At 42.3% G+C, this 21,955-nt stretch carries 19 protein-coding genes and 3 pseudogenes; 14 read left to right on the forward strand and 8 right to left on the reverse strand.

Annotated features, from left to right (window positions below; translation table 11 throughout):
* Window positions 1-82: 82 nt before the first annotated feature.
* The 3 genes and pseudogenes from V7K35_RS01360 to V7K35_RS01370 form a co-directional block, all read left to right on the forward strand.
* Window positions 83-2,482, forward strand: a complete 2,400-nt coding sequence (locus tag V7K35_RS01360) for an ATP-dependent helicase (RefSeq protein ID WP_335075746.1) — start codon at window positions 83-85, stop codon at window positions 2,480-2,482.
* 94 nt (window positions 2,483-2,576) lie between these two features.
* Window positions 2,577-3,308, forward strand: coding sequence for a hypothetical protein (locus V7K35_RS01365; RefSeq protein WP_335075748.1), 732 nt, complete (start codon window positions 2,577-2,579; stop codon window positions 3,306-3,308).
* Window positions 3,309-3,314: 6 nt separating this feature from the next.
* Window positions 3,315-3,536, forward strand: a pseudogene (locus V7K35_RS01370) (hypothetical protein); the annotation flags it as partial.
* A 126-nt stretch (window positions 3,537-3,662) separates the two neighbouring features.
* On the opposite strand, the gene V7K35_RS01375 reads toward V7K35_RS01370, so the two are convergent.
* Window positions 3,663-4,331, reverse strand: a complete 669-nt coding sequence (locus V7K35_RS01375; RefSeq protein WP_335075752.1) for a DUF1345 domain-containing protein — start codon at window positions 4,329-4,331, stop codon at window positions 3,663-3,665.
* 172 nt (window positions 4,332-4,503) lie between these two features.
* Here V7K35_RS01375 and V7K35_RS01380 point away from each other — a divergent pair.
* Window positions 4,504-4,701: pseudogene (locus tag V7K35_RS01380) on the forward strand (alanine--glyoxylate aminotransferase family protein); the annotation flags it as partial.
* 196 nt (window positions 4,702-4,897) lie between these two features.
* Here the strand turns inward: V7K35_RS01380 and V7K35_RS01385 are convergent.
* Complete coding sequence (locus V7K35_RS01385; RefSeq protein WP_334797252.1) at window positions 4,898-5,302, reverse strand: response regulator; 405 nt, start codon at window positions 5,300-5,302, stop codon at window positions 4,898-4,900.
* An 835-nt stretch (window positions 5,303-6,137) separates the two neighbouring features.
* Window positions 6,138-6,497, reverse strand: coding sequence for a VOC family protein (locus V7K35_RS01390; protein WP_334797237.1), 360 nt, complete (start codon window positions 6,495-6,497; stop codon window positions 6,138-6,140).
* 279 nt (window positions 6,498-6,776) lie between these two features.
* Between V7K35_RS01390 and V7K35_RS01395 the strand changes: the two genes are divergently transcribed.
* Window positions 6,777-6,935, forward strand: a complete 159-nt coding sequence (locus tag V7K35_RS01395) for a hypothetical protein (protein WP_335075754.1) — start codon at window positions 6,777-6,779, stop codon at window positions 6,933-6,935.
* Window positions 6,936-7,060: 125 nt separating this feature from the next.
* Here V7K35_RS01395 and V7K35_RS01400 read toward each other — a convergent pair whose 3' ends face one another.
* A complete protein-coding gene (locus V7K35_RS01400) occupies window positions 7,061-7,750 on the reverse strand; it encodes a class I SAM-dependent methyltransferase (RefSeq protein ID WP_335075756.1) in 690 nt (229 codons plus the stop codon).
* Window positions 7,751-7,963: 213 nt separating this feature from the next.
* Here V7K35_RS01400 and V7K35_RS01405 point away from each other — a divergent pair, with 213 nt between their 5' ends.
* Window positions 7,964-9,040 (forward strand): sulfonate ABC transporter substrate-binding protein, encoded by a 1,077-nt coding sequence (locus V7K35_RS01405; RefSeq protein ID WP_335075803.1) that lies wholly within the window; start codon window positions 7,964-7,966, stop codon window positions 9,038-9,040.
* Window positions 9,041-9,242: 202 nt separating this feature from the next.
* Here V7K35_RS01405 and V7K35_RS01410 read toward each other — a convergent pair whose 3' ends face one another.
* Both V7K35_RS01410 and V7K35_RS01415 read right to left on the reverse strand, forming a co-directional pair.
* Window positions 9,243-9,842: an arsinothricin resistance N-acetyltransferase ArsN1 family B gene (locus tag V7K35_RS01410; RefSeq protein ID WP_335075758.1), complete on the reverse strand. Its 600-nt coding sequence runs from the start codon at window positions 9,840-9,842 to the stop codon at window positions 9,243-9,245.
* Window positions 9,843-9,870: 28 nt separating this feature from the next.
* Complete coding sequence (locus tag V7K35_RS01415) at window positions 9,871-10,077, reverse strand: hypothetical protein (RefSeq protein WP_335075760.1); 207 nt, start codon at window positions 10,075-10,077, stop codon at window positions 9,871-9,873.
* Between the two features lie 634 nt (window positions 10,078-10,711).
* On the opposite strand from V7K35_RS01415, the gene V7K35_RS01420 reads away from it, so the two are divergent.
* The 4 genes from V7K35_RS01420 (at window position 10,712) to V7K35_RS01440 (ending at window position 14,321) form a co-directional block, all read left to right on the forward strand.
* Window positions 10,712-11,563, forward strand: coding sequence for an ABC transporter ATP-binding protein (locus V7K35_RS01420; RefSeq protein WP_335075761.1), 852 nt, complete (start codon window positions 10,712-10,714; stop codon window positions 11,561-11,563).
* The gene (locus V7K35_RS01425; protein ID WP_335075763.1) at window positions 11,520-12,374 is read left to right on the forward strand and encodes an ABC transporter permease; all 855 of its coding nucleotides are present in this window, start codon (window positions 11,520-11,522) and stop codon (window positions 12,372-12,374) included. Before V7K35_RS01420 ends, V7K35_RS01425 begins: the two co-directional genes overlap by 44 nt.
* A 239-nt stretch (window positions 12,375-12,613) precedes the next feature.
* Window positions 12,614-13,087, forward strand: coding sequence for a MarR family winged helix-turn-helix transcriptional regulator (locus V7K35_RS01435; RefSeq protein WP_334871600.1), 474 nt, complete (start codon window positions 12,614-12,616; stop codon window positions 13,085-13,087).
* The gene (locus V7K35_RS01440) at window positions 13,053-14,321 is read left to right on the forward strand and encodes an MFS transporter (RefSeq protein ID WP_335075765.1); all 1,269 of its coding nucleotides are present in this window, start codon (window positions 13,053-13,055) and stop codon (window positions 14,319-14,321) included. The genes V7K35_RS01435 and V7K35_RS01440 overlap by 35 nt, the downstream gene beginning before the upstream one ends.
* A 560-nt stretch (window positions 14,322-14,881) precedes the next feature.
* Here V7K35_RS01440 and V7K35_RS01445 read toward each other — a convergent pair.
* Window positions 14,882-15,265 carry a hypothetical protein gene (locus V7K35_RS01445; RefSeq protein WP_335075767.1) on the reverse strand — a complete coding sequence of 128 codons (384 nt, stop codon included), beginning with the start codon at window positions 15,263-15,265 and terminating at the stop codon, window positions 14,882-14,884.
* Window positions 15,266-15,843: 578 nt separating this feature from the next.
* Here V7K35_RS01445 and V7K35_RS01450 point away from each other — a divergent pair.
* The 4 genes and pseudogenes from V7K35_RS01450 to efeB form a co-directional block, all read left to right on the forward strand.
* A pseudogene (locus tag V7K35_RS01450) lies at window positions 15,844-16,067 on the forward strand (TonB-dependent receptor domain-containing protein); the annotation flags it as partial.
* A 629-nt stretch (window positions 16,068-16,696) separates the two neighbouring features.
* Window positions 16,697-17,530: an iron uptake transporter permease EfeU gene (efeU, locus tag V7K35_RS01455; RefSeq protein WP_335075769.1), complete on the forward strand. Its 834-nt coding sequence runs from the start codon at window positions 16,697-16,699 to the stop codon at window positions 17,528-17,530.
* Between the two features lie 31 nt (window positions 17,531-17,561).
* A complete protein-coding gene (gene efeO, locus V7K35_RS01460; protein ID WP_335075771.1) occupies window positions 17,562-18,749 on the forward strand; it encodes an iron uptake system protein EfeO in 1,188 nt (395 codons plus the stop codon).
* 29 nt (window positions 18,750-18,778) lie between these two features.
* Entirely contained in the window at window positions 18,779-20,047 is a 1,269-nt protein-coding gene (gene efeB / locus V7K35_RS01465; RefSeq protein WP_335075773.1) for an iron uptake transporter deferrochelatase/peroxidase subunit, read from the forward strand.
* An 8-nt stretch (window positions 20,048-20,055) separates the two neighbouring features.
* On the opposite strand, the gene recN is transcribed toward efeB, so the two are convergent.
* Entirely contained in the window at window positions 20,056-21,804 is a 1,749-nt protein-coding gene (gene recN / locus V7K35_RS01470; protein ID WP_335075805.1) for a DNA repair protein RecN, read from the reverse strand.
* Window positions 21,805-21,955: the final 151 nt, after the last annotated feature.

Consider the following 21,955-nt stretch of genomic DNA (forward strand, 5'->3'; position numbering starts at 1 on the left):
AATTTGAGATTAATAATCACCTAAAATTATTTATGTATGTGATTTTTGAATTAAATCCAAAATCTCAAATCTCAAATTTTATATGTCCGACTCTAAATTTACTATTCCTGTTGTTCAAGAATTACTTGACTCAGAATTGTCTGAGCGATCGCCTCTTCCTAACCTGCGGGAGAAGATTCTAGCAATCCGCAACGGTCTACGCCCTGGACAACAACAAATGGCTGACTGGCAATCTGGCCCTTTAGCTATTTCTGCCGTTCCTGGTGCAGGCAAATCTACTGGGATGGCGGCGGCGGCGGCGATCGCGATCGCCCGTCAGTATGAACGTTCATCCTCTCGCCGTCACTTGGTAGTTGTTACTTTTACTCGTTCAGCTGCTGCCAATATTAAAGCGAAGATCCGCAAAGACTTAAAAGAATTATCCTTACCTCAAATGGGCTTTTTTGTCTATACCCTACATGGTCTAGCGTTGAACATTGCCAGTCGTCATTCTGATTTATCGGGTTTGCAATTAGAAAATGTCACATTAATTACACCAACCCAAAGTCACCGCTTTATCCGCACAGCCGTAGAACAATGGATTGCGAATAATCCCGGAATATACTTGCGGTTATTAGAAGGTCATCAATTTGACGGAGAAGAGACAGAAAGGTTGCGTCGCCAATCAGTACTGCGAACAGAAGTATTACCGGAATTGGCTAATACAGTAATTCATGAAGCAAAAAGTTCTGGGATATCGCCAGAATTATTGCGGGAGTGGAGTAAACAAACCACAGACGAATATACAATTTTGAGCGTAGCGGCGGGATTGTATGAGCAATATCAAAACTTAATGCGATCGCGTGATTTCATCGACTACGACGATATGATTTTAGCTGCACTGCGCGTTTTAGAAAACGACAGTGCCCGTCGCATCGAGCAAAACCAAGTATTCGCCGTCTTTGAAGACGAAGCCCAAGATTCTAGCCCCCTACAGACGCAGCTGTTAGAAATTTTGGCGAGTGATGGGGACAACAGGGATAACTCCTCACTCCTCACTCCTCACTCCTCACTCAATCTAGTACGAGTTGGCGACCCCAACCAAGCGATTAACTCCACCTTCACCCCAGCCGATCCGATTTATTTTCGGCAATTTTGCGAAGAGTGCGATCGCATCGAACGATTGGCAACGATGGATCAAGCTGGACGTAGTACTAGAATTATCATTGAAGCTGCTAACTTTGCCCTGAAATGGATCAATAATCAATCCTTAGCAAAAACGAACAACGGACAACAGACTCCTGACAACCGACAAGTACCATTTCGCTTGCAGACAATTCGCCTTGTTGAAGTTGGTGATCCCCAAAAGGGAGCCAACCCAGCACCAGTAGGACGAGGACTGGAACTTTATACCCCGCGTGACATTCATCACACCGTTGAATTGTTATCTCAAAGAGTGATTGAGTTATTTGGTGAAGATCCAACAAAAACTAGTGCCGCGATTTTAGTGCGAGAAAATCGCCAAGGACGATGGTTAGCAGAGGCTCTAACACCTATATGCAAAGAGCATAATATTACACTTTATGATGTGGGAGAACGCGATCGCCGTTCCCATGTCCCCCAAGAGATTTTAGCATTACTGCAATTTTGCGATCGCCCCCACTCCCCTGATTACCTCAAAGCCGCACTAGAAGCATTAGTACAGCGCCAGTTAATTCCTACCCAAGACCTCAATGCCCTTGCTAGTCTCCCAGAAGAATTTTTGTATCCTGGCCCCCTAGCAGCACCCCAGTCAGAAACAATCCAAAAAGCCGCTCGCTTGTGTCGCAGTTTACTCCGCGCTCGGTTAGAATTACCCCTGTATCAGCTAATTTCCTTTCTTGCCTTGACCTTAAATTACGATCAAGCAGAATTGGCAACTGCTGACAAACTCGCAGAACGGGTAAACCAGCAGATAGCTGGTAATAGTTCGATGGGGGGAATGCTGTCAGCTTTAAGTGAAATCGTCAGTTCCGAACGGTTTGAACCAGTGGAAACCGAGGATTCGGAAGAACGTTATACTCGTTGCGGTCAACTGACTATTATTACGATGCACAAAGCCAAAGGGCTGGATTGGGACTATGTGTTTCTTCCCTTTCTCCACGAAAACTTGATTCCTGGGAGATTTTGGGTTCCTCCTCAAAGCCAGTTTTTAGGGGATTTTACTTTATCAGAAGTAGCCCGCGCTCAAATTCGTGCTGCTCTCCACGGTGAATCTACCATACCAGATGTTACGCAAGCATGGGAACAAGCAAAGCATTTGAAAATATCTGAGGAGTACCGTTTACTCTACGTTGCGATGACACGAGCAAAGGTTTTGTTATGGATGTCTGCGGCGCAGAAAGCCCCCTTTACTTGGAGTAAACCGGAGAATTTACAAGAACAAGCGCCTTGTCCGGTTTTTCCAGCATTAAAGCGCCAGTTTCCTGAATGTGTGGCAAATTTAGCGGTAATGACCAAATAAGCTTGATGAAAATACTTGAACAATTAAAAGTGTAGCGTCAAATGAAGTATTGTCTGTAGTTAGTAATATTATCCGTTAAATTTTCAAGGTATCTATGAAATCTTTGATCAAAATATCTGTTGTAATTAAAAGCACCCTCCAGTTGCCCAGAGGAGTTGTATTGACGCTGGCGTTGACGAGCTTGCTATCTTGTGGATTGGGACTCACCCAGAACAATTCTGCTGCGGCTGTTGTGAACACAAACACCACTCAATTGTCCCAAAGACTACAGGCGCAATCAAACAATTTGCCGAGAGCGATCGCCAATAGAATTTTACGGGATGCGTTCAAGCGTTCCGGCGTAGCTAAAAGGGAATTACAGATTACCCAAGTGATATCGAAAACCTTTAGCAATCCCTGTCTGTTCAATTTTGGAGAAATTTGCACCAGGGAATACAACCCCATTGAGGGCTGGGAAGTAGTTGTCAGAGTCCGGCAAGATTTGTGGACTTACCATGTAGATAAATCTGGAAAACAAATCGTTTTAGATCCCAAGGTGAGCGCTTTACAGATATTGCCGAAGGCGATCGCATATACAATTTTGAGCGATGCTTCAAACCGTTCTAGGGTACTAATTGCTGATTTAAAAATTACTCAAGCTACACCAAAAACCTTTGGAAATCCCTGCCAATTTAACTTTGGTGAAATCTGTACCCAGCAGTACGACCCCGTTGAGGGCTGGGAAGTGATTGTCAAGGTTAAAGGGCAATTTTGGACTTACCATGTCAATAAATCTGGTTCGCAAATTGCTTTAGATCCCAAAGTCAGCGCCATTAACAAAAGTTAAATAATCAAGGAGTACCGTTTACTCCACGTTGTGATGACACGAGCAAAGCGTCTAGCGTGGATGTCAGCACAGAAAGCCCCCTTTACTTGGAGTAAACCGGATAATTTACAAGAACAAGCGCCTTGTCCGGTGTTTCCAGCATTAAAGGCGCAGACGGAGATTGGATTGAGCGGCGGAATACAATTACCCAAGCCAGGACACACCCAAGTATGCAGTAGCAGTGCTTGATACTGCTTTAGCGTTGCTTACGGTTATAGCTTAATATCAAACAATCTTAAAAAATTGGCAATATAATTTCTTCTTTCTGTAGGTAGAGAACTAAATAATCATCCTTTTGGCGGAGTCAAGCAATTTTTAAATCAGCGATGCAATGATATTAATAGTCATAGATACAATGGTGGTATTGAAAAAGAAGGAGAATATGCTATGTAACAAAGTCAAGCGCCTCATCTCAGGTGATGTCGTCTGCACATCTGAAACTTGACTAGTCATGCCAACTACAAAAGAATAATATAAAAATTCCCAATAGTCTGGACAGTCGTTATGAGGAAAATCTAATCCTCTGGTGATTTCTTCACTATTATTACGATTAATATATTTGTAATAGCTGTGTGCATATTGTACTGCAAACATCGTATGCACTAGTAACCAGGAAGCGAGAAGGGTCATAATTGCAAGTATGACATGTAGGGTAAGCAGAATTGTTGACAACCCTTTTTTATCATTTAGTAAAAACCCAATGGCTAAAACACTCGCACTAGCTGCACATATCACCAGCATGAATATAGCCAAATGTCCTTCATATTCATTCTCAGCATAACGGCGAATTTTTTCTGGCGTAGCCTTGTTCATTTTCCACCACGTTAAGGCTAAGAAAAATTCAGCACCGGAGTTCCAAGCGCAGAGAATGCGAGTGGGTAAGCGCAGCCAAGGCGGAACGATTACTAAAACGAATACAGCGAGTCCGATAGCAATGATCAGTCGGGGTCGGGAGTCAAAGTTTTTAAATAAATTCAGGTTCACAAATATCTTGCACCAAGTGATAGAGATTAGAAATTGTACTTCAATTGATAGCCTTTGGAGAACCCGAAGGAGTACAAGTCTATGAAGTCACCCAACATGCTGACTCGGCTATACAGAAGCAGCTTCCCTTAGTCGGTAGGGAAACAAGCTACGCCCAGCGTCAGCCAAAAAAATGCACGTTGAGCAAGAGTATAGACTGTCAACGCTTACTACTGTCCGCATTCCAACAGGGGTAGATGGGAAAGCGATCGCTCGGCAGTTACTCAATGAACATAATATTGAAATTGGCGGTGGTCTTGGCGAACTCACTGGTAGAGTTTGGCGCGTGGGATTGATGGGCTTTAATAGTCGTAAGGAAAGTGTTAACTAACTTTTAGCAGCACTACGGCAGGTTTTGCCTAAGTAGTTTTGGGTTAATTAGGTGTGTTAACTGTCTTCGTAACGCACCTGATAAAAGGCGTAGGCGTAGCCCGCCGTAGGCATCGCGCTAACATTGTTTGATAATTAAAGCAAAGCTGATACTCCACACTTGTATTATGTCCGGTTAATCAAGCTGAGTAAAATCGTTACCAATTACAACAAGCAACCAAGCTTGCCACTATCTCAACTAGTTCTTCTGGATCAATCGGTTTACATACATGAGTGTCAAAGCCACCTTCCAAGGCACGAATACGAGCCTCAGTATCAGTATAGGCTGTTAAAGCAATAGCCGGGACTCGTCCACCATTCTTTGGTTTGAGCGCACGAAATTTGCGGATGAAAGTGTAGCCATCCTCCCCAGGTAACCCAATATCAGAAATTAAAACATCGGGCTGCAATTCGGATAACACTTTGCGTGCCGCATCTGCTGATATTACTGGTATAACTTTTGCTCCATCCATTTCCAACACAGTAGTGATGAAAAAGCGAGTATCATTATCATCCTCAACTACCAGAATATCTAAACCAGCAAGAGTTCCAGAAGGTTCCATAAATGACATTTTATTCTAACTTTCTGTAACGCATTCCCCACGAATAAAGTCGCAGGCTTTTAGAAGTGTAAACTTTTTAGCTATTCCAGCCCATTCAATTTGCAAATTTTTGATTTTAGTAACTTTATACCGTCATCAGGTTATTTCTTCCAAGGTAGTTTAGTTCCCATTTCAGTCAATGCAGAAAAGATGAGATAGACAATAAGTAACCCAGCAGCTGCAAAGAAAGCCAGTAAATCGTTATCCATAAATCCTATTCGCTAAAACTTTGCTAATCATAGCGGAATCACCTAATCTTTAACATTTTTCTGAGCCTGTAATCTTTGGTCTTCCCGGTGCAAATTGGTATAACGCGGAATTGCTCGACTGCAACTTGGTATAAACATCAAAAGCCCGGTCATGAAGACCGAGCTTTTGAGCGGAAACAATGGGGCTATATTCCCCGAAGGTTAGTTATAGAGGTTCAGTATAATATCGATGCTCTAATAAGTGATACCACCCCGCTGTTATCGATTCCGGAAAATTCGCTAAGAATTTTTGAGTAGCCTTTATCTCCCAAAATACAGCAAGCGACTAATGCAGCACAGTAGAAATAACTATCCAGTTGAAAAAACCTAAAAAGCTTACTGTATAAGCTTTATTACTTCTTGGATTATAGCAATCCGATTTGAAACGTGAGAAAATACGGAGATTAAAAGTACGTATTTATAGGCATTTCAGCGATTTTATCTCTCACGAATGATTTAGGATTGCTATCTATAGCGCTGTTGGATGATTTTGATTAGCCAATCTGATTGCAGCCTTCACAGCAAATCCTTTTTGGGCTAAAAATTAATTATCCAAACTCAACATACTCAATAATGGTTCCATCAGGATGCATCGCTCGCATATTAACTCCAGTGGGAACATTGTTAGGTTCTGCCAGAATCACTGCACCCTGCTGAATAAGTACTTCTTTAAAATCATTGAGGGAGTCAACGAGAAATGTTGCGTGTGTACTTTTGAATGGAGAGAGTGTTTCATCTGAACCAGCAATTAAAAGAATAGAACCCACACCTGCGAGTTCCAACTCCGCCTCGGAATATTGAAACCACAACCAACATTTTTCTGTAAAAAGGTTTTCATAGAAAGCGATCGCCTCATCCAAGTCTATCGGACTTAGATAGACTCTGGTTAATACTTTAATAATTTGCATTGCAAACTGTCTATTAGGCAGCTAGTGTATTTTATTTTGCTTACTCGGCAATCATAGTTTACTAAGATTGTAAATAGCTTATCTTCAATTTGAAAAAGGTCTTTAACTCTCTGTTTACCTAGCTCTTGATCACGTTGTTCACTGTCAATCAAAATACATTTCATTTCTACACCTTTAGCTCCACAGAAGTCATCTGTATAGCTATTACCAATATATATACATGCTCAAGCATCAGTACTTAGCTTTAGAGGATGTCTGAAAATTTTTTGCATACACAAAATGCTTAGAGATCCCTCTAAATCCACGCCACTTGCTTATGGGGAGCAAATGCGGTCTTGTCCCCAAGTGCGGATCTGGCGACTTGAGCGGACTGGCGTCAAGTGGCGTGAGACGATACCCTACCAGAGGCTGCGCCAAAGAGTCCGCGTTCGCCTCTGATCTTGTAAAGAGCGTCTGAGGTTTCCCCAAGTCGAGCGACTGGCGTGGGGAGTAGGGGGATCAGCAAATATTTGATACTTCTGAAACATCCTCTCAGGAGTGTGTCACAAGTCTCTGGGCATCTGCTAAACCTTTTTCCCCTGTGCATAAATAAAATAGTTATCTGTCACCTTCACCTCAGCCTGAAAACCTGCTTTTTTTAGCTTATCCTTAAGTTTATCTGGCTGATAAAAAACTTTAAAAATCTGGAATTCTTGACCATTATTTAACTTACGGGTTTTATATATGTTTCCATCGTCTTCAAGAATATGATTGTTAGCCGTTGATGTCGGTTCAAAAGAAGAATCAATGATAAATACTTGTCCACCAACGCGAACAGATTGATAAACTTTCGTCAAAAATGAATCGAGTAATTTTGGTGGCACATGAGACAGCCAAAAGGCAAAGAACACCAAATCATATTCAGTATCAGGTTGCCATGCAAATAAATCAATTAAGTGATATTCAACACTAAGTGAAAATAACTTAGAGCGATTAATTGCAATCACTTCTTCAGAGGCATCGATCGCAGTAATTTTTTTACCGATACTTAAAAGCTCCTGCGTCCAGATACCTGTTCCACATGCTAACTCTAAAATATCATCCACTACGCCAATTTGGTGTAATGTATTTTTAATAACAGCTACTTCATTAAACCAGCGCTGATTGTTTTCGATACCGCGATCGTAGCGTCCTATCCTATAGAACCACTGATCATATTCGTTGGCTCTAGCGCGATAGTACTCAATCTGTTGTTGAAGAATATTATCTGTCATCGCCTACTTTGTGATCCGATTGAGTTTAGATTTGACACCAACAGCCATAGCTTTGAGGAAAATTTTTTATTCAGCGAATAAACTTGCTTTTTTACCTTAACTATGTGATATTTTTATCATTCTCTAATCATACGGTAAATCAATAAACTTGCCGGAGTTATGCCGTAGGTTTGCTGAAGTCTGATATTAATTTATCCTGAAAGCAGAGTGATGATGTTGAATAAGTTCTCTTTAACCCAACTGTTGGGTATGGGTTTTGCCTTCCTCCAAAGGTTGCAACAACAAAGAATCCGCACCTTTTCCCTACTGTTTGCAGTGGGATTTAGTTTAACTTTGGCTGTCTCTGCTTGTTCTCCAAGCGCAAGCAACAATGCCACACAAGAGACAACTAGCCCCAGCCCAGCAGCTAGCGGCACTACAGTTCACATAGGTTATCAGAAAGCGTCAACTGTCCTTTATGCACTGAAGGCGAAAGGGGAATTAGAGAAAGCTTTTGCAGCTTCAGGATCTTCCGTAACTTGGTCGGAATTTCCGGCTGGCCCTCCACTCCTAGAGGCATTGAATTCAGGCAGTATTGATTTTGGCTATACCGGAGAATCACCACCTATATTTGCTCAAGCTGGGGGTGTTCCTTTGGTTTATGTTGCCTACGATCCTTGGAGTCCCAAGGCTGAAGCCATCCTGGTGCCCAAGGATTCACCTATTAAAAGTGTGGCTGAACTCAAGGGCAAAAAAATTGCTTTTGCCAAAGGTTCTAATGCTAACTACCTATTGGTGAAAGCACTGGAAAAGGCAGGGGTAAACTACAGTGACATCCAACGAGTAACTCTCACTCCCGCCGATGCTCGTGCTGTCTTTGAAAGAAAAAAGGTTGATGCCTGGGCAATTTGGGACCCTTACTTAGCCGTAGCAGAAGCAGCAACAGGCGCACGTACTTTAACAGACGCGACGGGATTAGCTCCCAATCGTGGTTATTATCTGGCTGCAAAATCTTTTGTTGATGCCAAGCCGGATGCCTTGAAAATAGTTCTAGATAAGGTAAAAAAAGTCAGCAATTGGGCAAAGAATAATCCTGGTGAAGTTGCTAAATTGCTTTCTCCTGCTTTGGGTATAGATGCTCCTGTGTTGGAAATAGCAGAAAAGCGGCGTAAGTATGATGTACTTCCGCTCACAGATGAAGTAATCACTAAACAACAAGAGGTTGCAGATACCTTCTACAAAATTAAATTGATCCCGAAAGAAATCAAAGTTAAGGAAATTGTTTGGCAAGGCAAAGTGAATAATTCGTAATTCCTAATTTGGATAAAAATCACCCCAACCTAAATATTTTGTAGTATGACCAATCTCAGCGTTAACCTTAACAAAGTTGCTTTACTCAGGAATACTCGAAATTTTGGTAATCCTATCTTTGAATTAAATTTAAAAACTTTTCTGAATTCCAAAAGTACTTCAAAAGTTAGTCTGTCAGAATCTATAATGGCAAGAAGCTAATTTAAACTCGAAGTAGCAAGAGTCCACTTCTTAAGGCTTCATCCCACAGAGACAATTTTTTAAGTTCTAGTAAAGAAAGAGGTGGATTTAGAGGTAGGGGTTGCTCTTGTTGCAGAGATAGTTGCCACCACCCGACATCATGCCACTCACTAAATTTATACCCAACTCTGCAAAATACACCTACAGGTGAAAAACCGACAGCCTCATGCACAGCTACACTTGCTGGATTAGGTAAAGCGATCGCGGCAAAAACGTTGTAAAATCCTTGGAGTTGAAGTAACTGAAAAAGGGAACTATACAAGGCTTTAGCAACTCCTTTTCTGCGATGCTCAACATTTACGTACACGGATGATTCCACAGACCATTGGTAAGCGGCACGAGTCCGGTAAGGAGTAGCATAGGCATAACCTAGAAGCTCACCGTTAATTTGACACACTAGCCAAGGCATTTGCTGTTGATAGTTCTTGATGCGCCCTTGAAATTCAGTTTCACTAGGAGGTTCTATCTCAAAGGAAATCGAAGTTTCTCGGACAACTGGCGCATAAATTGCCAACATTTTTAAGGCATCACTTTCATTAGCTAGTCTAATTGTAGCCTTCATAGCAGATCCTTTTTGGGCTAAAAATTAATCAAGCGAACTCAACATACTCAATAATTGTTCCATCAGAATGCATCACTCGCATATTGATTTTAATGGGAATTTTATTCGGTTCAGCCAGAATCACTGCACGCTGCTGAATAAGTGTTCCTTTAAAATCATTGAGTGAGTCAACGAGAAATGTTGCTTGTGTACTTTTGAATGGAGAGAGGGCTTCATCTGCTATCAAGGATTTCATGCAATGCATAATTAATTTTTGGAGATATCTAATGGGATTGGGGATCGTAGTTCTAATTCTGGGCTAAGGGAAACAACGATCGCCATAATCAGAATTATTAATACTGTTATATTAAATCACGTCAATTTTGGAAACTGTAGCTTTTTCAACAGCCTGTTGAAGTATATATAAATAATCTTAAATGAGTTGTGAAAATGAACGAACCGCCAAGCCGCCAAGAGCGCCAAGAAAAGAAAAAGAAGTTTTAACATATGATTTAGGACTGCTATAGCCTTAGATATATAAGCTTTTCAGGCAATACTATAAAAACTATAGGTTTAAACTTGTACGAGGTTTAAGTTATTACATATGGCACTTGTAAGAATTTCCCAGTAAAAAAACTATCCTTCATTTTCATCACCCAGAAAAATAAAGCATAATTAACCTTTATAGCCATTAGCCACAGTAAAATTGCTGACGATGGGTAGACTGTGATCGCTGTCAGTGATACTTCGCCCATGAATAACTTCACTGCCACTCTACTGTGTTTATTTTTACTCAGATTCAAATTTCCGCTAGAAATCTATTGACTTCAAACAAATATATTGAGAAACTAATAGTTAGTTTAACTAATTAATGCTGGTGCATCAAACTTGTGACAATACTGACGGGAAAAATAAATCGGTTAGAACCTCCTAGCGAACCAAAACCGTTGATTTTGGAAACTCAGGGACTTACACGCCGTTTTGGCAGGTTAACGGCTGTTAATAACCTGAGCATATCTGTGGAACAGGGTGAAGTATTTGGCTTACTTGGCCCCAATGGGGCAGGTAAAAGTACAGTTATTAAGATGTTGACAACTTTACTGCCTATCAGTGCAGGAAAAGCAACTCTGGCTGGCTATGATGTGACTCACCAATCTGATCCGGTGAGACGGGCTATCGGCTATGTCCCCCAGGCGCTTTCTGCTGATGGTAGCCTCACGGGTTACGAAAATCTCTTAATCTTTGCCAAGCTGTATGGAATACCTGCCAAAGGACGCGATCGCCGCATCTATGAAATTCTAGAATACATGGGTTTGCAAGATGCGGCGAAGCGCTTGGTACGAAACTACTCTGGTGGGATGATTCGTAAGCTGGAAATCGGCGTATCAGTTCTGCATCAACCCAAAATTTTGTTTCTAGATGAGCCGACTGTTGGACTAGATCCGATCGCTCGAACTCAAGTATGGCAACTTGTGCTACAACTCTGTGCTGATTACGGCACAACTATATTTTTAACAACCCACTTTTTAGAAGAAGCGGACAGCTTATGTAACCGAGTGGCGATTATGCGACAAGGTGAAGTCGTAATTACAGGCGCACCAAGCGATTTAAAAGCCTCTTTAGATAAGCCTAACGCAACTTTGGATGATGTCTTTATTTACTATACAGGCGACCAGTTAACATCAGGAGTCAATTACCGTGACACAGCAAGAACCAGACGTACTGCTCAACGGTTGGGTTAAAACACCACCTATTCGCCGAGTAAATATCATCTCTGCAATTAAAGAGCTAATTACGAAAACTCTGGCGATCGCTGAATTGGAAGTGCGTAAACTCCGCCACGATCCCACTGATTTAGTAGTCAGATCAGTGCAACCGTCATTATGGTTGCTAATTTTTGGGCAAGTGTTCTCCAAACTCCGGGAAATTCCGACAGGGAACTTACCATATTTAGACTTCATGGCTGCTGGCATTCTCGCTCAAAGCGTGTTGAATGTGGCCATTTTCACCGGTGGAATGACACTAATTTGGGAGCGAGATTTAGGAATTGTCCATAAATTCCTTGCTAGTCCTACACCCCGTCTAGCAATGGTCTTGGGCAAAGCTCTAGCATGTGGGGTACGGTGTTTATCACAGGTAGTAGTAATTTATGTATTGTCTTTTGTCTTACGTGTAAAATTAAATCTCCATCCTCTAGCTTTTCTACAAGTGCTACTGATAGTAATGCTGGGGGCGGCTTGCTTTTGTCTTTTTTCATTAATTATTGGCTGTTTGGCAAAAACCAGAGAGCGGATGACCGGAATTGGACAAATGTTAACTATGCCGTTATTCTTTGCCAGCAATGCTATTTATCCAATCTCAATGATGCCCGACTGGTTAAAGTTTCTTTCCCACTTAAATCCCTTAACTTATGAGGTTGACGCCTTACGCAGCACAATGTTAGTGGATGGAATCAGCGTCTATGGCTTTGGTTGGGATTTGGCAATTCTCTTATTAACAGTAACAGTCTTGGCAATCATCGGTGGACGACTTTATCCACGGGTAGCAATGTAATCCCCAATGGCACTAGTACAACACGGTGTAAATAGAGCAACCATTTAAAAACCCTAAAAAGCCCATTCCGTAATACTTTTGACTTTTGGCTTTTGACTTTTGACTTCCGCCTTGCGGTACTAGCATCTATGACTTTGGTCAGGATTGTACAATTCTCTTATTAACACTAATAATCTTAGCCATCATTAGTGGAAAACTTAATCCACAGGTGGTGATGTAATCAGGAGAACAACAAGCCCATGACCTTGGATAAACCTACTCAAGGTACAACTTCCGAAGAATGTGCCGCTAGGGTAATGGACACAGTTCCATTAATGATGCGGTTTATCCGAGCGGATATGCGTGCCCATAGTGCCGCCTTTTTATCTATACCTCAGTTGCGATCGCTAGCATTTATCAACCGCAATCCTGGTGCTTCATTATCTGATTTGGCAGAGCATTTAGGTGTCACCTCTGCCACAGCATCAGCAACCATAGAACGCTTGGTACAACGCGACTTTGTGCAACGCATCGCTCATCCTCAAGAGCGGCGGCGGGTGCTGCTCAATTTGACTGAAGATGGAAAACACCATCTCAAGCAATCTCAAGATCAAACTCGTGCTCATATTACCGATCTCCTGAAAGGTCTTACAGAAGAACAAATTTCCAACATTGAAGAAGGCTTAACTCTACTAAAAAATGTCTTCGAGAAAACAGAACTCAAATCCCCATAAATCTGAGGTTGTACAGCACGATCCCTTTGCAGCCCTGAAGTTTCGAGACTATCGGCTATTTACCATTGGACGGCTGGTGCTGTCCATAGGGTCGCAAATGCAAACTGTAGCTATCGGCTGGGAACTCTATGAGCGGACTAACTCAGCTATCATTTTGGGTGGTGTGGGATTAGCGCAAGTCTTGCCGATGATTGCTCTCACCTTAATTGCCGGAGATGTGGCCGATCGCCGCGAACGCAAACTCACGATGTTACTGTCAGTAATGTTGCTAGCTCTCTGCTCGCTGGCTTTAGCAGTACTTTCCTATACTCAAGGTACAATTTTTCTAATTTACGCCTGCTTGGTATTAACAGGTGTCGCTAGGGCGTTCTCTAGACCTGCTAGTGATGCTCTGATGTGGCAGTTGATACCTGTCAGTGTATTTACGAATGCAGCTACATGGAATAGTAGTAGCTTTCAGTTAGCCGCTGTGATTGGCCCTACCTTAGGGGGATTCGGCATCGCTTTGCTAGGAAGGGCTACAGGCGTATATGTGCTAGCAGCGATCGCCGCGTTACTGTGTTTTATTTTAACAGTACCAATTAAAGAGCAAAAAGTCATCCGCACAACTGAGCCAATCTCATTCAAAGCCCTGTCATCTGGTGCTAAATTTGTCTGGCAGAATCAGTTGATTTTAGCAGCGATCACATTGGATATGTTTGCTGTATTGTTGGGTGGTGCGATCGCCCTGCTACCCATCTTTGCCAAAGATATTTTACATGTGGGGCCAGTGGAGTTGGGATACTTACAGGCAGGCCACTCCATCGGTGCTTTGACTATGGCGATTACCCTCGCGTATTTACCACCGTTACGTAAAGCAGGCCCAGCCTTATTGTGGTCAGTGGTTGGCTTTGGGGTTGTAACAATTATCTTTGGGCTTTCTCGTTCCTTTTGGCTGTCTATGTTAATGCTGACTCTTGGTGGCGCACTGGATAGTATTAGCGTTGTGATTCGCCATACATTAGTTCAAATCAGAACTCCAGATCATTTGCGTGGTCGGGTTGCTGCTATTAATAGCGTGTTTATTAGTGCCTCGAATGAGTTAGGGGGCTTTGAGTCAGGCTTGACTGCTGCATTGTTTGGCCCCGTGATTTCGGTTGTGGGTGGTGGAATTGGCACAATTGTAGTAGTGATTGCTACAGCTATGATTTGGCCGGGAATTCGGAAGTTAGGGGCTTTGCAGGAGTATAAATAGAAGTGCTTATCTATTTATATTAGTACTTACGCACACTCTACGATTCTTGGCGTTCTTGGCACGGCAGTTGCTTCAAGTCGGCAGAGCCGCCCAACGCACTGCCTCGTCTTGGCGGTTCGATAAATTAAGCGAAGTTGGCAATTTTTGCGTAAGTCCTATATATAAATTGCATTCTATAGCAATCCGATTTAATTTTTGAAAAAATCTAAGTATACATAGGGAAGCCAGCCGCGTGGGCGGGTTTCCCGACTTTAGCGGACTGGCGTTGTGTTATAACGGAGTCCGTAACGTACCAAAAAACCCCTTCAAAAGACAGAATTGTTTCAATATAAAAAGGAAAATCGTAGTATCAGATGATTAAGTTATAGCTTCTATAAAATCTTACATAGATAACAAAAATTCCACCCCAGCAAGAGATAACAATCAGAATATCGTAGCTTTTGCATAGGGTAGAATTTTTGTTTAGCGAAAGTAGCACATCGCGTAATTAAAAGGTAGAAAAACCCAGATTTTTGGGATAATGTCTAACTTCAATTGCCTTGAAAGTTATGCAATTGGCACTAAGCAATCGGGAAAGGACTGTTACTAGCACCAAGATTTGGTATACTGCCATTAGTTGGACTACCAATATTTAAGCTGCCTTCATTTGGAATTCCATACTTAGTAGGGTCAAAGCTGTTAGACGTTGGGATCACAGAGCTACCCAAATTAAAGCTGCCTTCTTTTGGAATACCATATTTAGTAGGGTCAAAGCTGCCTTCTTTCGGAATACCATACTTAGTAGGGTCAAAGCTGCCTTCTTTTGGAATACCATACTTATCAAAGTCGAAGCTGTTAGCCGTTGGGATGCCAAAAGCGCCTCCAGGTGCGAACGGATCGCTGAGATTGCTAGGCTGAGTACCACCAAGGGAGTTACCAAAAACAGAATTTGCATCAGATGCCATTAGATTTAATCCTCCTATTAGGATATAAATTTTGCTTCATTAATAAATTTCCAGAAAGCATGATTTAGCTTACTTGGTAGCTTTTTTTTGTTTTTTTAATTGCTAATATTGAGCTTTTTAGACTCAATTACAGAGCGTTTTGATGAAATTTACTGACTCAAACAAACCTGTAATTAATAGTCGTTATGTCAATAAATATATAAAAATTAACTTATTTTTACAATGAAAAATTTTTAGATGCTTGTGTCAAATCTTTAGATACTTTGACTACTAAAATTTGCCGATAAAAATCATTTAAATTGGTATAAATCGGGCTTGACAAATGGACATAACAAATAATGCTACTTTTAAAACTTCAAGAAGCAGATTGCTCGCATACCTCAAACAGTGTCTGGAGAAGGGGAGTGGCAAACCTATTTTTTACCAAAATCTTTAATTCAAATAGCGTGCATTTGAATAACTACAGTTTTTGCTACTAATAGCACGAACGCAAAGATAAATGAAAATCGTTCTTTGGCTCTAGATTGACACTATTTTGGCAAAAGGTAACGAGTGGCAGACAGTGGCACAGCAAATAGTCATTTACTCCAGTAGGGGGAACTAGCTTTGAAGGTAAACAGTTCCAACCGGAGCGCGGTACTCAGTATGAAGTTGGGGTTAAGGCAGATGTCAATGACAGACTTTCGGCAACGCTTGCTCTTTTCAACCTGACTCGCTCTAATGTTACGACAGATGATACTAGACTCGGCGTACCCCAGACTTTTCCATTCAGGTTGGTGAACAACGAAGTCGTGGGATTGAATTAAGGAATAAGAATTAAATAACATACAATTTATGTCACCGACTTACCTCACCCTCAATCCCTCTCCGATATATTGGAGAGGGAAGCAAGATAGAGGATGAACTTTTGCATTTATATTTAATCCACGTTCTTAAGGGTTGCAGGCGAAATTTTACCGGGATGGAAAATCATTACGGGCTATATTTACACGGATGTAGAAATCAATAGAGACAATACACTTACAGTTGGTACTCTTCTAAGAGGATGTCCCTGAACATAGCTTTAACGTGTGTGTGAGCAAAGTTTCGGGCTTCAGTGCGTAAGTCATAATCTTATTTTTAGCGATCGCATCAAAACGGAAAGCTAAATGTTCAATTTAAACAACACCCATATTCTATATTTTACATCAACTCCTTCTATTGGACTGACACTCTAGCAATGCGTTGCAAGAGTTGTTTTATTTATTTACGTAGTCTCAGTGAGTAATAATTTACAGTCGGCAATATTTTTTTGACAGACTGTCATTTAAATAGAAAATTTATTCTTCCAGGATTTTAGAGATTTTTAACTTGCAGTTATATACAAATGTTCTCAAGTAAGTTATTATTTTCATGATGATTTGATAGTAATTATAACTAATAAGGTTATCCATGCTTTTTCCCTTCTTGATCATGTTCCGAGAGGGCGTTGAAGCTGCACTTGTCGTGGGGATTATTGCCAGTTATCTCAAGCAAACTGGACGTACCCATTTGATGAAGTCAGTCTGGATTGGCATCGCACTGGCGAGTTTGATTTGTCTAGCGGCTGGGATTATTTTGCAAATAACCAGTCAGGAGTTTCCCCAAAAACAACAAGAACTATTTGAAGCGGTAATTTCCATCGTCGCAGTTGGGGTTCTCACCTGGATGGTTTTCTGGATGCGCCGTGCTGCTCGTTCGATTAAAGGTGAGTTACAGTCTCAAATTGAAACTGCGATTCAGTCGGGTGATAAATGGGGACTAGCGCTGGTGGGGATGGCATTCTTTGCAGTACTGCGGGAAGGTTTGGAAACAGTAGTGTTTTTGCTGGCCACGTTTCAGCAAAATTTGGGAATTCAAGCTCCTGTGGGGGCATTGTTTGGATATGCAGCCGCCCTAGCCGTCGGTGTAGGCATCTATCAGGGTGGTATCCGCATCAACTTGAGGCGATTTTTTAAATGGACAGGAGCCTTCATTATCGTGGTTGCTGCTGGACTCTTAGCAAGTGGGGTGAGAGCTTTCCATGAAGCGGGAGTCTGGAATTCATTACAATCAGTAATATTTGATGCTAGTGGGGTACTTCCCAAAAACGGGTTTCTCGGTTCACTTTTGACAGGATTTTTTGGCTATAACGATACCCCGACTATCAGTGAGGCGATCGCCTATTTTGGCTATCTAATTCCTACCATGTCGCTGTTCTTCTTAGGGGATAACGCCAGACAGAAGGCTACAGCAAGGCATTCTTAGCTACTTGAATAATTTTTAGGAAAATACAAGAATGAAAAATGTTTTAAAGTACTCAACAATTATCTGTCTAATTGCCTTGATAGCTGCCTGTGAATCCAACAAATCAAGCGATACTTCCACGAATAATTCTCCAGAAGCTAAGGTAGCCAGCGATACCTCTACTAAAAATTCTACAGAAACTGCTTTGACTGTGACAGATAAAGGTTGCGAACCCAATCAGCTGACACTAGCATCTGGGGAAAACAACTTTGTGCTTACCAATAAAAGCAGCCAACCTTTAGAGTGGGAGATTTTGTCTGGGGTGAAAGTGATTGAGGAAAAGGAAAATATTGCTCCTGGCTTCGTTCAAAAACTCAAAACCAATCTACAACCGGGTGAATATGACATGGCTTGCGGTTTACGCAGCAATCCCAAAGGGAAACTCACTGTCAAAGCAGGAGGAGGAAATTCTGAAGCCAAAGGGACTGTAGATCAAGGACAATTAGTCGGTGCGATCGCCGAATACAAAGTCTACGTCACTAAAGAAACTGACCAACTAGTGGCAGACACCAAGACCTTCACGGATGCTGTGATTGCTGGAGACGTGGCGAAAGCTCAGAAACTCTATCCCTCTACTCATGTCCATTGGGAACGCGCAGAACCGATAGCTGAACTGTTCTCCGATCTCGATAAAACTATGGATTCCCGTGCTGATGACTTTGCTAAAAAAGAGGCTGACCCAGCATTCACTGGATACCATCGTATAGAGAAAGCTTTATTCCAGGACAAAACTACAAAAGGCATGAAACCTTTTGCCGAAAAGCTCCAAAAAGATGGACTAGACTTGCAAAAGCGCATTGCCACCTTGACCATTGAACCCAAAAATATGGTTGGCGGTGCTGCTGGCTTGATTGAAGAAGTAGCTGCTACCAAAATTTCTGGGGAAGAAGACCGTTACAGCCATACTGACCTCTGGGACTTCAGCGCTAATGTAGATGGTTCCCAAAAGATTGTAGAGTTATTGCGCCCCGTCATCCAAAAAGCCAACCCAGATTTATTAGCGCGTGTGGATGCAAATTTCACCAAAGTTGACCAAAAACTTGCTAAATACAAAACCCCTGATGGTGGTTTTGCTACCTACGACAAAGTGAGTGAAGCAGACAAGAAAGACATGAAAACAGCGATCGCTGCTCTTTCTGAAGATTTGTCTCAGTTGCGCGGCACTCTGGGTGTTAACTAATTGATCAAGAATTCCTAGACGAGTAAATTATGTCTATTACAAAGCAACCAAGTTTACGCATTACTCCTAAGCTAGGCCGTCGTGACTTGTTAATCGGCATGGCAGCAGCAGGTGGAATCGCAGCCTTGACGACTTTGGGTTATCGTACTCTTCTGGGATCGCCTCTTGACCCGTCTGAAGAGGTCGTGCCGTTCTTTGGGCTTCACCAAGCAGGTATTCTTACCCCTACTCCTGCTTCGGGTCTATTTGTATCATTTGATACTAGTGCTATAAATAAAGCAGATTTAGTGCGGTTGTTCAAAACTTTAACTGAGCGCATCCAATTTCTCATGGCAGGGGGAACACCCAAGCCGCGCGACCCCAAATTTCCCCCCAGTGATTCGGGGATTATGGGCCCGGAAATCGCTCCCAATAACTTGACAATCACCCTAGCTGTGGGTAACTCACTATTCGACAACCGCTTTGGACTTGGCAACTTGAAACCCAAGCGGTTAGATACTATGGCTAATTTTCACAATGACCAGCTTGACCCAGATTTATGTCATGGGGATATACTGTTGCAATTTTGTGCGAATACTGAGGAATCGAATCTCCACGCTTTACGCGATATCATTAAGAACTTACCTGACTTGCTCACTTTGCGTTGGCAAATAGCGGGGTTTCTGCCACCAAATACCCACAAAAAACAAGGCAAATCTACGGTGCGTAACCTGCTTGGTTTTAAAGATGGGACAGCAAATCTAAATGCTAGTGACGACAAATTGATGAACCGGATTGTCTGGGTACAGCCAAATAGTGGTGAACCAGCTTGGACAGTGGGAGGAAGCTATCAAGTAGTGCGAGTGATCCGCAACTTAGTCGAACGCTGGGATCGCACACCACTACAGGAACAAGAGACAATTATTGGACGCATTAAGGATTCTGGCGCACCTTTAGCGATGAAGTACGAGAAAGATACTCCCAATTATGATCAAGACCCTAAAGGTAAACAAATTCCTCTCGATGCTCATATCCGCCTTGCTAATCCACGCAAATCAGAGTCGAGTTTGATTCTGCGGCGTGGTTTCAATTATTCACGCGGGTTTGACAAATCTGGACATTTAGATATGGGTTTATTGTTTGTGTGTTTTCAAGCTGATTTAGAGAAGGGATTTGTGACAGTGCAAAATCGCCTAATTGGGGAACCTTTGGAGGAGTATATTCGCCCTATTGGTGGTGGATATTTCTTTGCTTTACCTGGTGTCAAAGCTGAAGAAAATTACCTTGGTCAGTCATTACTAGAAGTATCAGGGGTGTAGATTCATCTTTAATTTTTAATTTTTTGGCGATGATTAGCAGCTTGTAATAACAGAGATTCTGCAAAAGCGATCGCATCACTTGCAGATTTACCACCAGCTAATTGCGCTAATTCTTCCCGGCGAGTGCTTAAATTATCCAAGGTACTAACTCTGACAACGGTACGCTGTTCAGCATTTCCATTGTTGGTTTTTTTACCCTTGCCTTGATTGATAGTTTGCTTATCTACGCGGAAATGGCGATCGGCCATGGCAGCAACTAAAGGTTGATGGGTAACACATAATACTTGGTTGCGTTGACTTAGCTGGTATAACTTTTCCGCGATCGCTTGGGCTACTCTTCCCGAAACCCCGACATCAATTTCATCAAATACCATTGTTCCAACTACATCAACCTGAGAAAAACAAGCTTTCAGAGCCAGTAAAAAGCGGCTCATTTCCCCACCAGAGGCAATTTCTGTTAAAGGTTGTAGTGGTTCTCCAGGGTTGGGACTAAACATAAAGGTAATTTTATCTGCTCCGGTGGCAGTTGGGGAAGCTGGTACGATCTCAACCTGAAACTTCACTTTTTCCATCGCTAGGGGCTTGAGTTCAGCTATCAAACGTGATTCTAAATTAGCAGCCGCCTTACTCCGCAGTTGAGTTAACTGATTACTTGCTTGGGTGAGTTTCTCAAAACACGCCTTTTCTTGCTGTTCTAGATTTTCGATAGATTGCTCGCTGTCGTTAAGTTGGGCTAATTCCTCTTGAATACGTTGGTAATAAGCGATCGCTTCAGTAAGTGTCGGCCCGTACTTGCGGCAAATTTGCTTTAATTCCTGAATGCGGAGTTCCACCTCTTCCAACCTGTGGGGATCGGCTTCTAAACCATCCCCGTAGGCATTAATCTGCCTTCCCACTTCCATTACCGCAGCTTGCGCGTCCCGCACCAATTCCAATAGGGGTTGCAGTTGGGTGTCGTATTCCACCATATGATTTAATGTCGCCTCACTGTCTCCCAATAAATCTGCGGCGGCTGGGATTTCATTATCGTTTTGATACAAAGCCTGATAAACTTTGTAACTCATCTGTTGCAAATCGACGACGTGATTTAGGCGTTCCCGTTCTTGTCCTAACTGTTCCAATTCATTCGGTTCGCTGAGATTGGCTGCTCCCAATTCTTGCACTTGATAGGTGAGCAAGTCGAATTGTTGCAACCGTTCCCGTTCTGATGTCCGGCGTTTTTCTAATACTAAATGCGCCTGTTGGTAAGTACTGAAGCTGGTGGCAACTTTATGACGTTGCTGCATCAAGGAGTCGCCGCCATATAAATCTAGCCAGTCGCGGACTTGGGCAGATTGTCCCACTTGTACCGTTTGACCTTGGGCTGTGATTTCCACCAAGCGATCGCGCATTCCTCCCATGATCTGCCGATTTACCAACACGCCATTCACCCGCGATCGGCTGCGGACATTACTAGCAGTGACTGTGATTTCGCGGCTAATGACTACAGAATTTTCATCAAGCAAATCTATTTCCTGTTCACTCAACCAAGCTGCTAGGGGGGCGTTTGAGGTGAAAGTAGCTTCTACCATTGCCCGACTTGTCCCGGTGCGAATCACTCGACTAGAGACTTTGCCACCCAAAGCGGCATCAATGGCATCCAAAATAATCGATTTTCCAGCGCCGGTTTCACCTGTCAATACATTTAGTCCCGCGTCAAATTCCAATTCCAGTTGGTCAATTAGGGCAAAGTTTTCAATTCGCAGGCAAAGCAACATCAAACCAAATTCTCCGTTAGGACAGATGCCGGATACTTCTAACTTACAGGACAATAAGTATGATATTTCAGCAACTAGCAATACCTACTACTATTGAACTAGTATGCCCATTTAAGTGTAGCAAACCGCTGGGAACTGGAAAAAAATTATT

The organism is Nostoc sp. (assembly GCF_036917275.1).
GTDB lineage: Bacteria > Cyanobacteriota > Cyanobacteriia > Cyanobacteriales > Nostocaceae > Nostoc.

Excerpts from the sequence above, each read along its gene's own strand:
- V7K35_RS01360 (WP_335075746.1), top strand. The coding sequence starts at position 83 with ATGTCCGACTCTAAATTTACTATTCCTGTTGTTCAAGAATTACTTGAC.
- V7K35_RS01365 (WP_335075748.1), top strand. The coding sequence starts at position 2,577 with ATGAAATCTTTGATCAAAATATCTGTTGTAATTAAAAGCACCCTCCAG.
- V7K35_RS01385 (WP_334797252.1), bottom strand. The coding sequence starts at position 5,302 with ATGGAACCTTCTGGAACTCTTGCTGGTTTAGATATTCTGGTAGTTGAG.
- V7K35_RS01390 (WP_334797237.1), bottom strand. The coding sequence starts at position 6,497 with ATGCAAATTATTAAAGTATTAACCAGAGTCTATCTAAGTCCGATAGAC.
- V7K35_RS01395 (WP_335075754.1), top strand. The coding sequence starts at position 6,777 with ATGCTTAGAGATCCCTCTAAATCCACGCCACTTGCTTATGGGGAGCAA.
- V7K35_RS01400 (WP_335075756.1), bottom strand. The coding sequence starts at position 7,750 with ATGACAGATAATATTCTTCAACAACAGATTGAGTACTATCGCGCTAGA.
- V7K35_RS01405 (WP_335075803.1), top strand. The coding sequence starts at position 7,964 with ATGTTGAATAAGTTCTCTTTAACCCAACTGTTGGGTATGGGTTTTGCC.
- V7K35_RS01410 (WP_335075758.1), bottom strand. The coding sequence starts at position 9,842 with ATGAAGGCTACAATTAGACTAGCTAATGAAAGTGATGCCTTAAAAATG.
- V7K35_RS01415 (WP_335075760.1), bottom strand. The coding sequence starts at position 10,077 with ATGAAATCCTTGATAGCAGATGAAGCCCTCTCTCCATTCAAAAGTACA.
- V7K35_RS01435 (WP_334871600.1), top strand. The coding sequence starts at position 12,614 with ATGACCTTGGATAAACCTACTCAAGGTACAACTTCCGAAGAATGTGCC.
- V7K35_RS01440 (WP_335075765.1), top strand. The coding sequence starts at position 13,053 with ATGTCTTCGAGAAAACAGAACTCAAATCCCCATAAATCTGAGGTTGTA.
- V7K35_RS01445 (WP_335075767.1), bottom strand. The coding sequence starts at position 15,265 with ATGGCATCTGATGCAAATTCTGTTTTTGGTAACTCCCTTGGTGGTACT.
- efeU (WP_335075769.1), top strand. The coding sequence starts at position 16,697 with ATGCTTTTTCCCTTCTTGATCATGTTCCGAGAGGGCGTTGAAGCTGCA.
- efeO (WP_335075771.1), top strand. The coding sequence starts at position 17,562 with ATGAAAAATGTTTTAAAGTACTCAACAATTATCTGTCTAATTGCCTTG.
- efeB (WP_335075773.1), top strand. The coding sequence starts at position 18,779 with ATGTCTATTACAAAGCAACCAAGTTTACGCATTACTCCTAAGCTAGGC.
- recN (WP_335075805.1), bottom strand. The coding sequence starts at position 21,804 with ATGTTGCTTTGCCTGCGAATTGAAAACTTTGCCCTAATTGACCAACTG.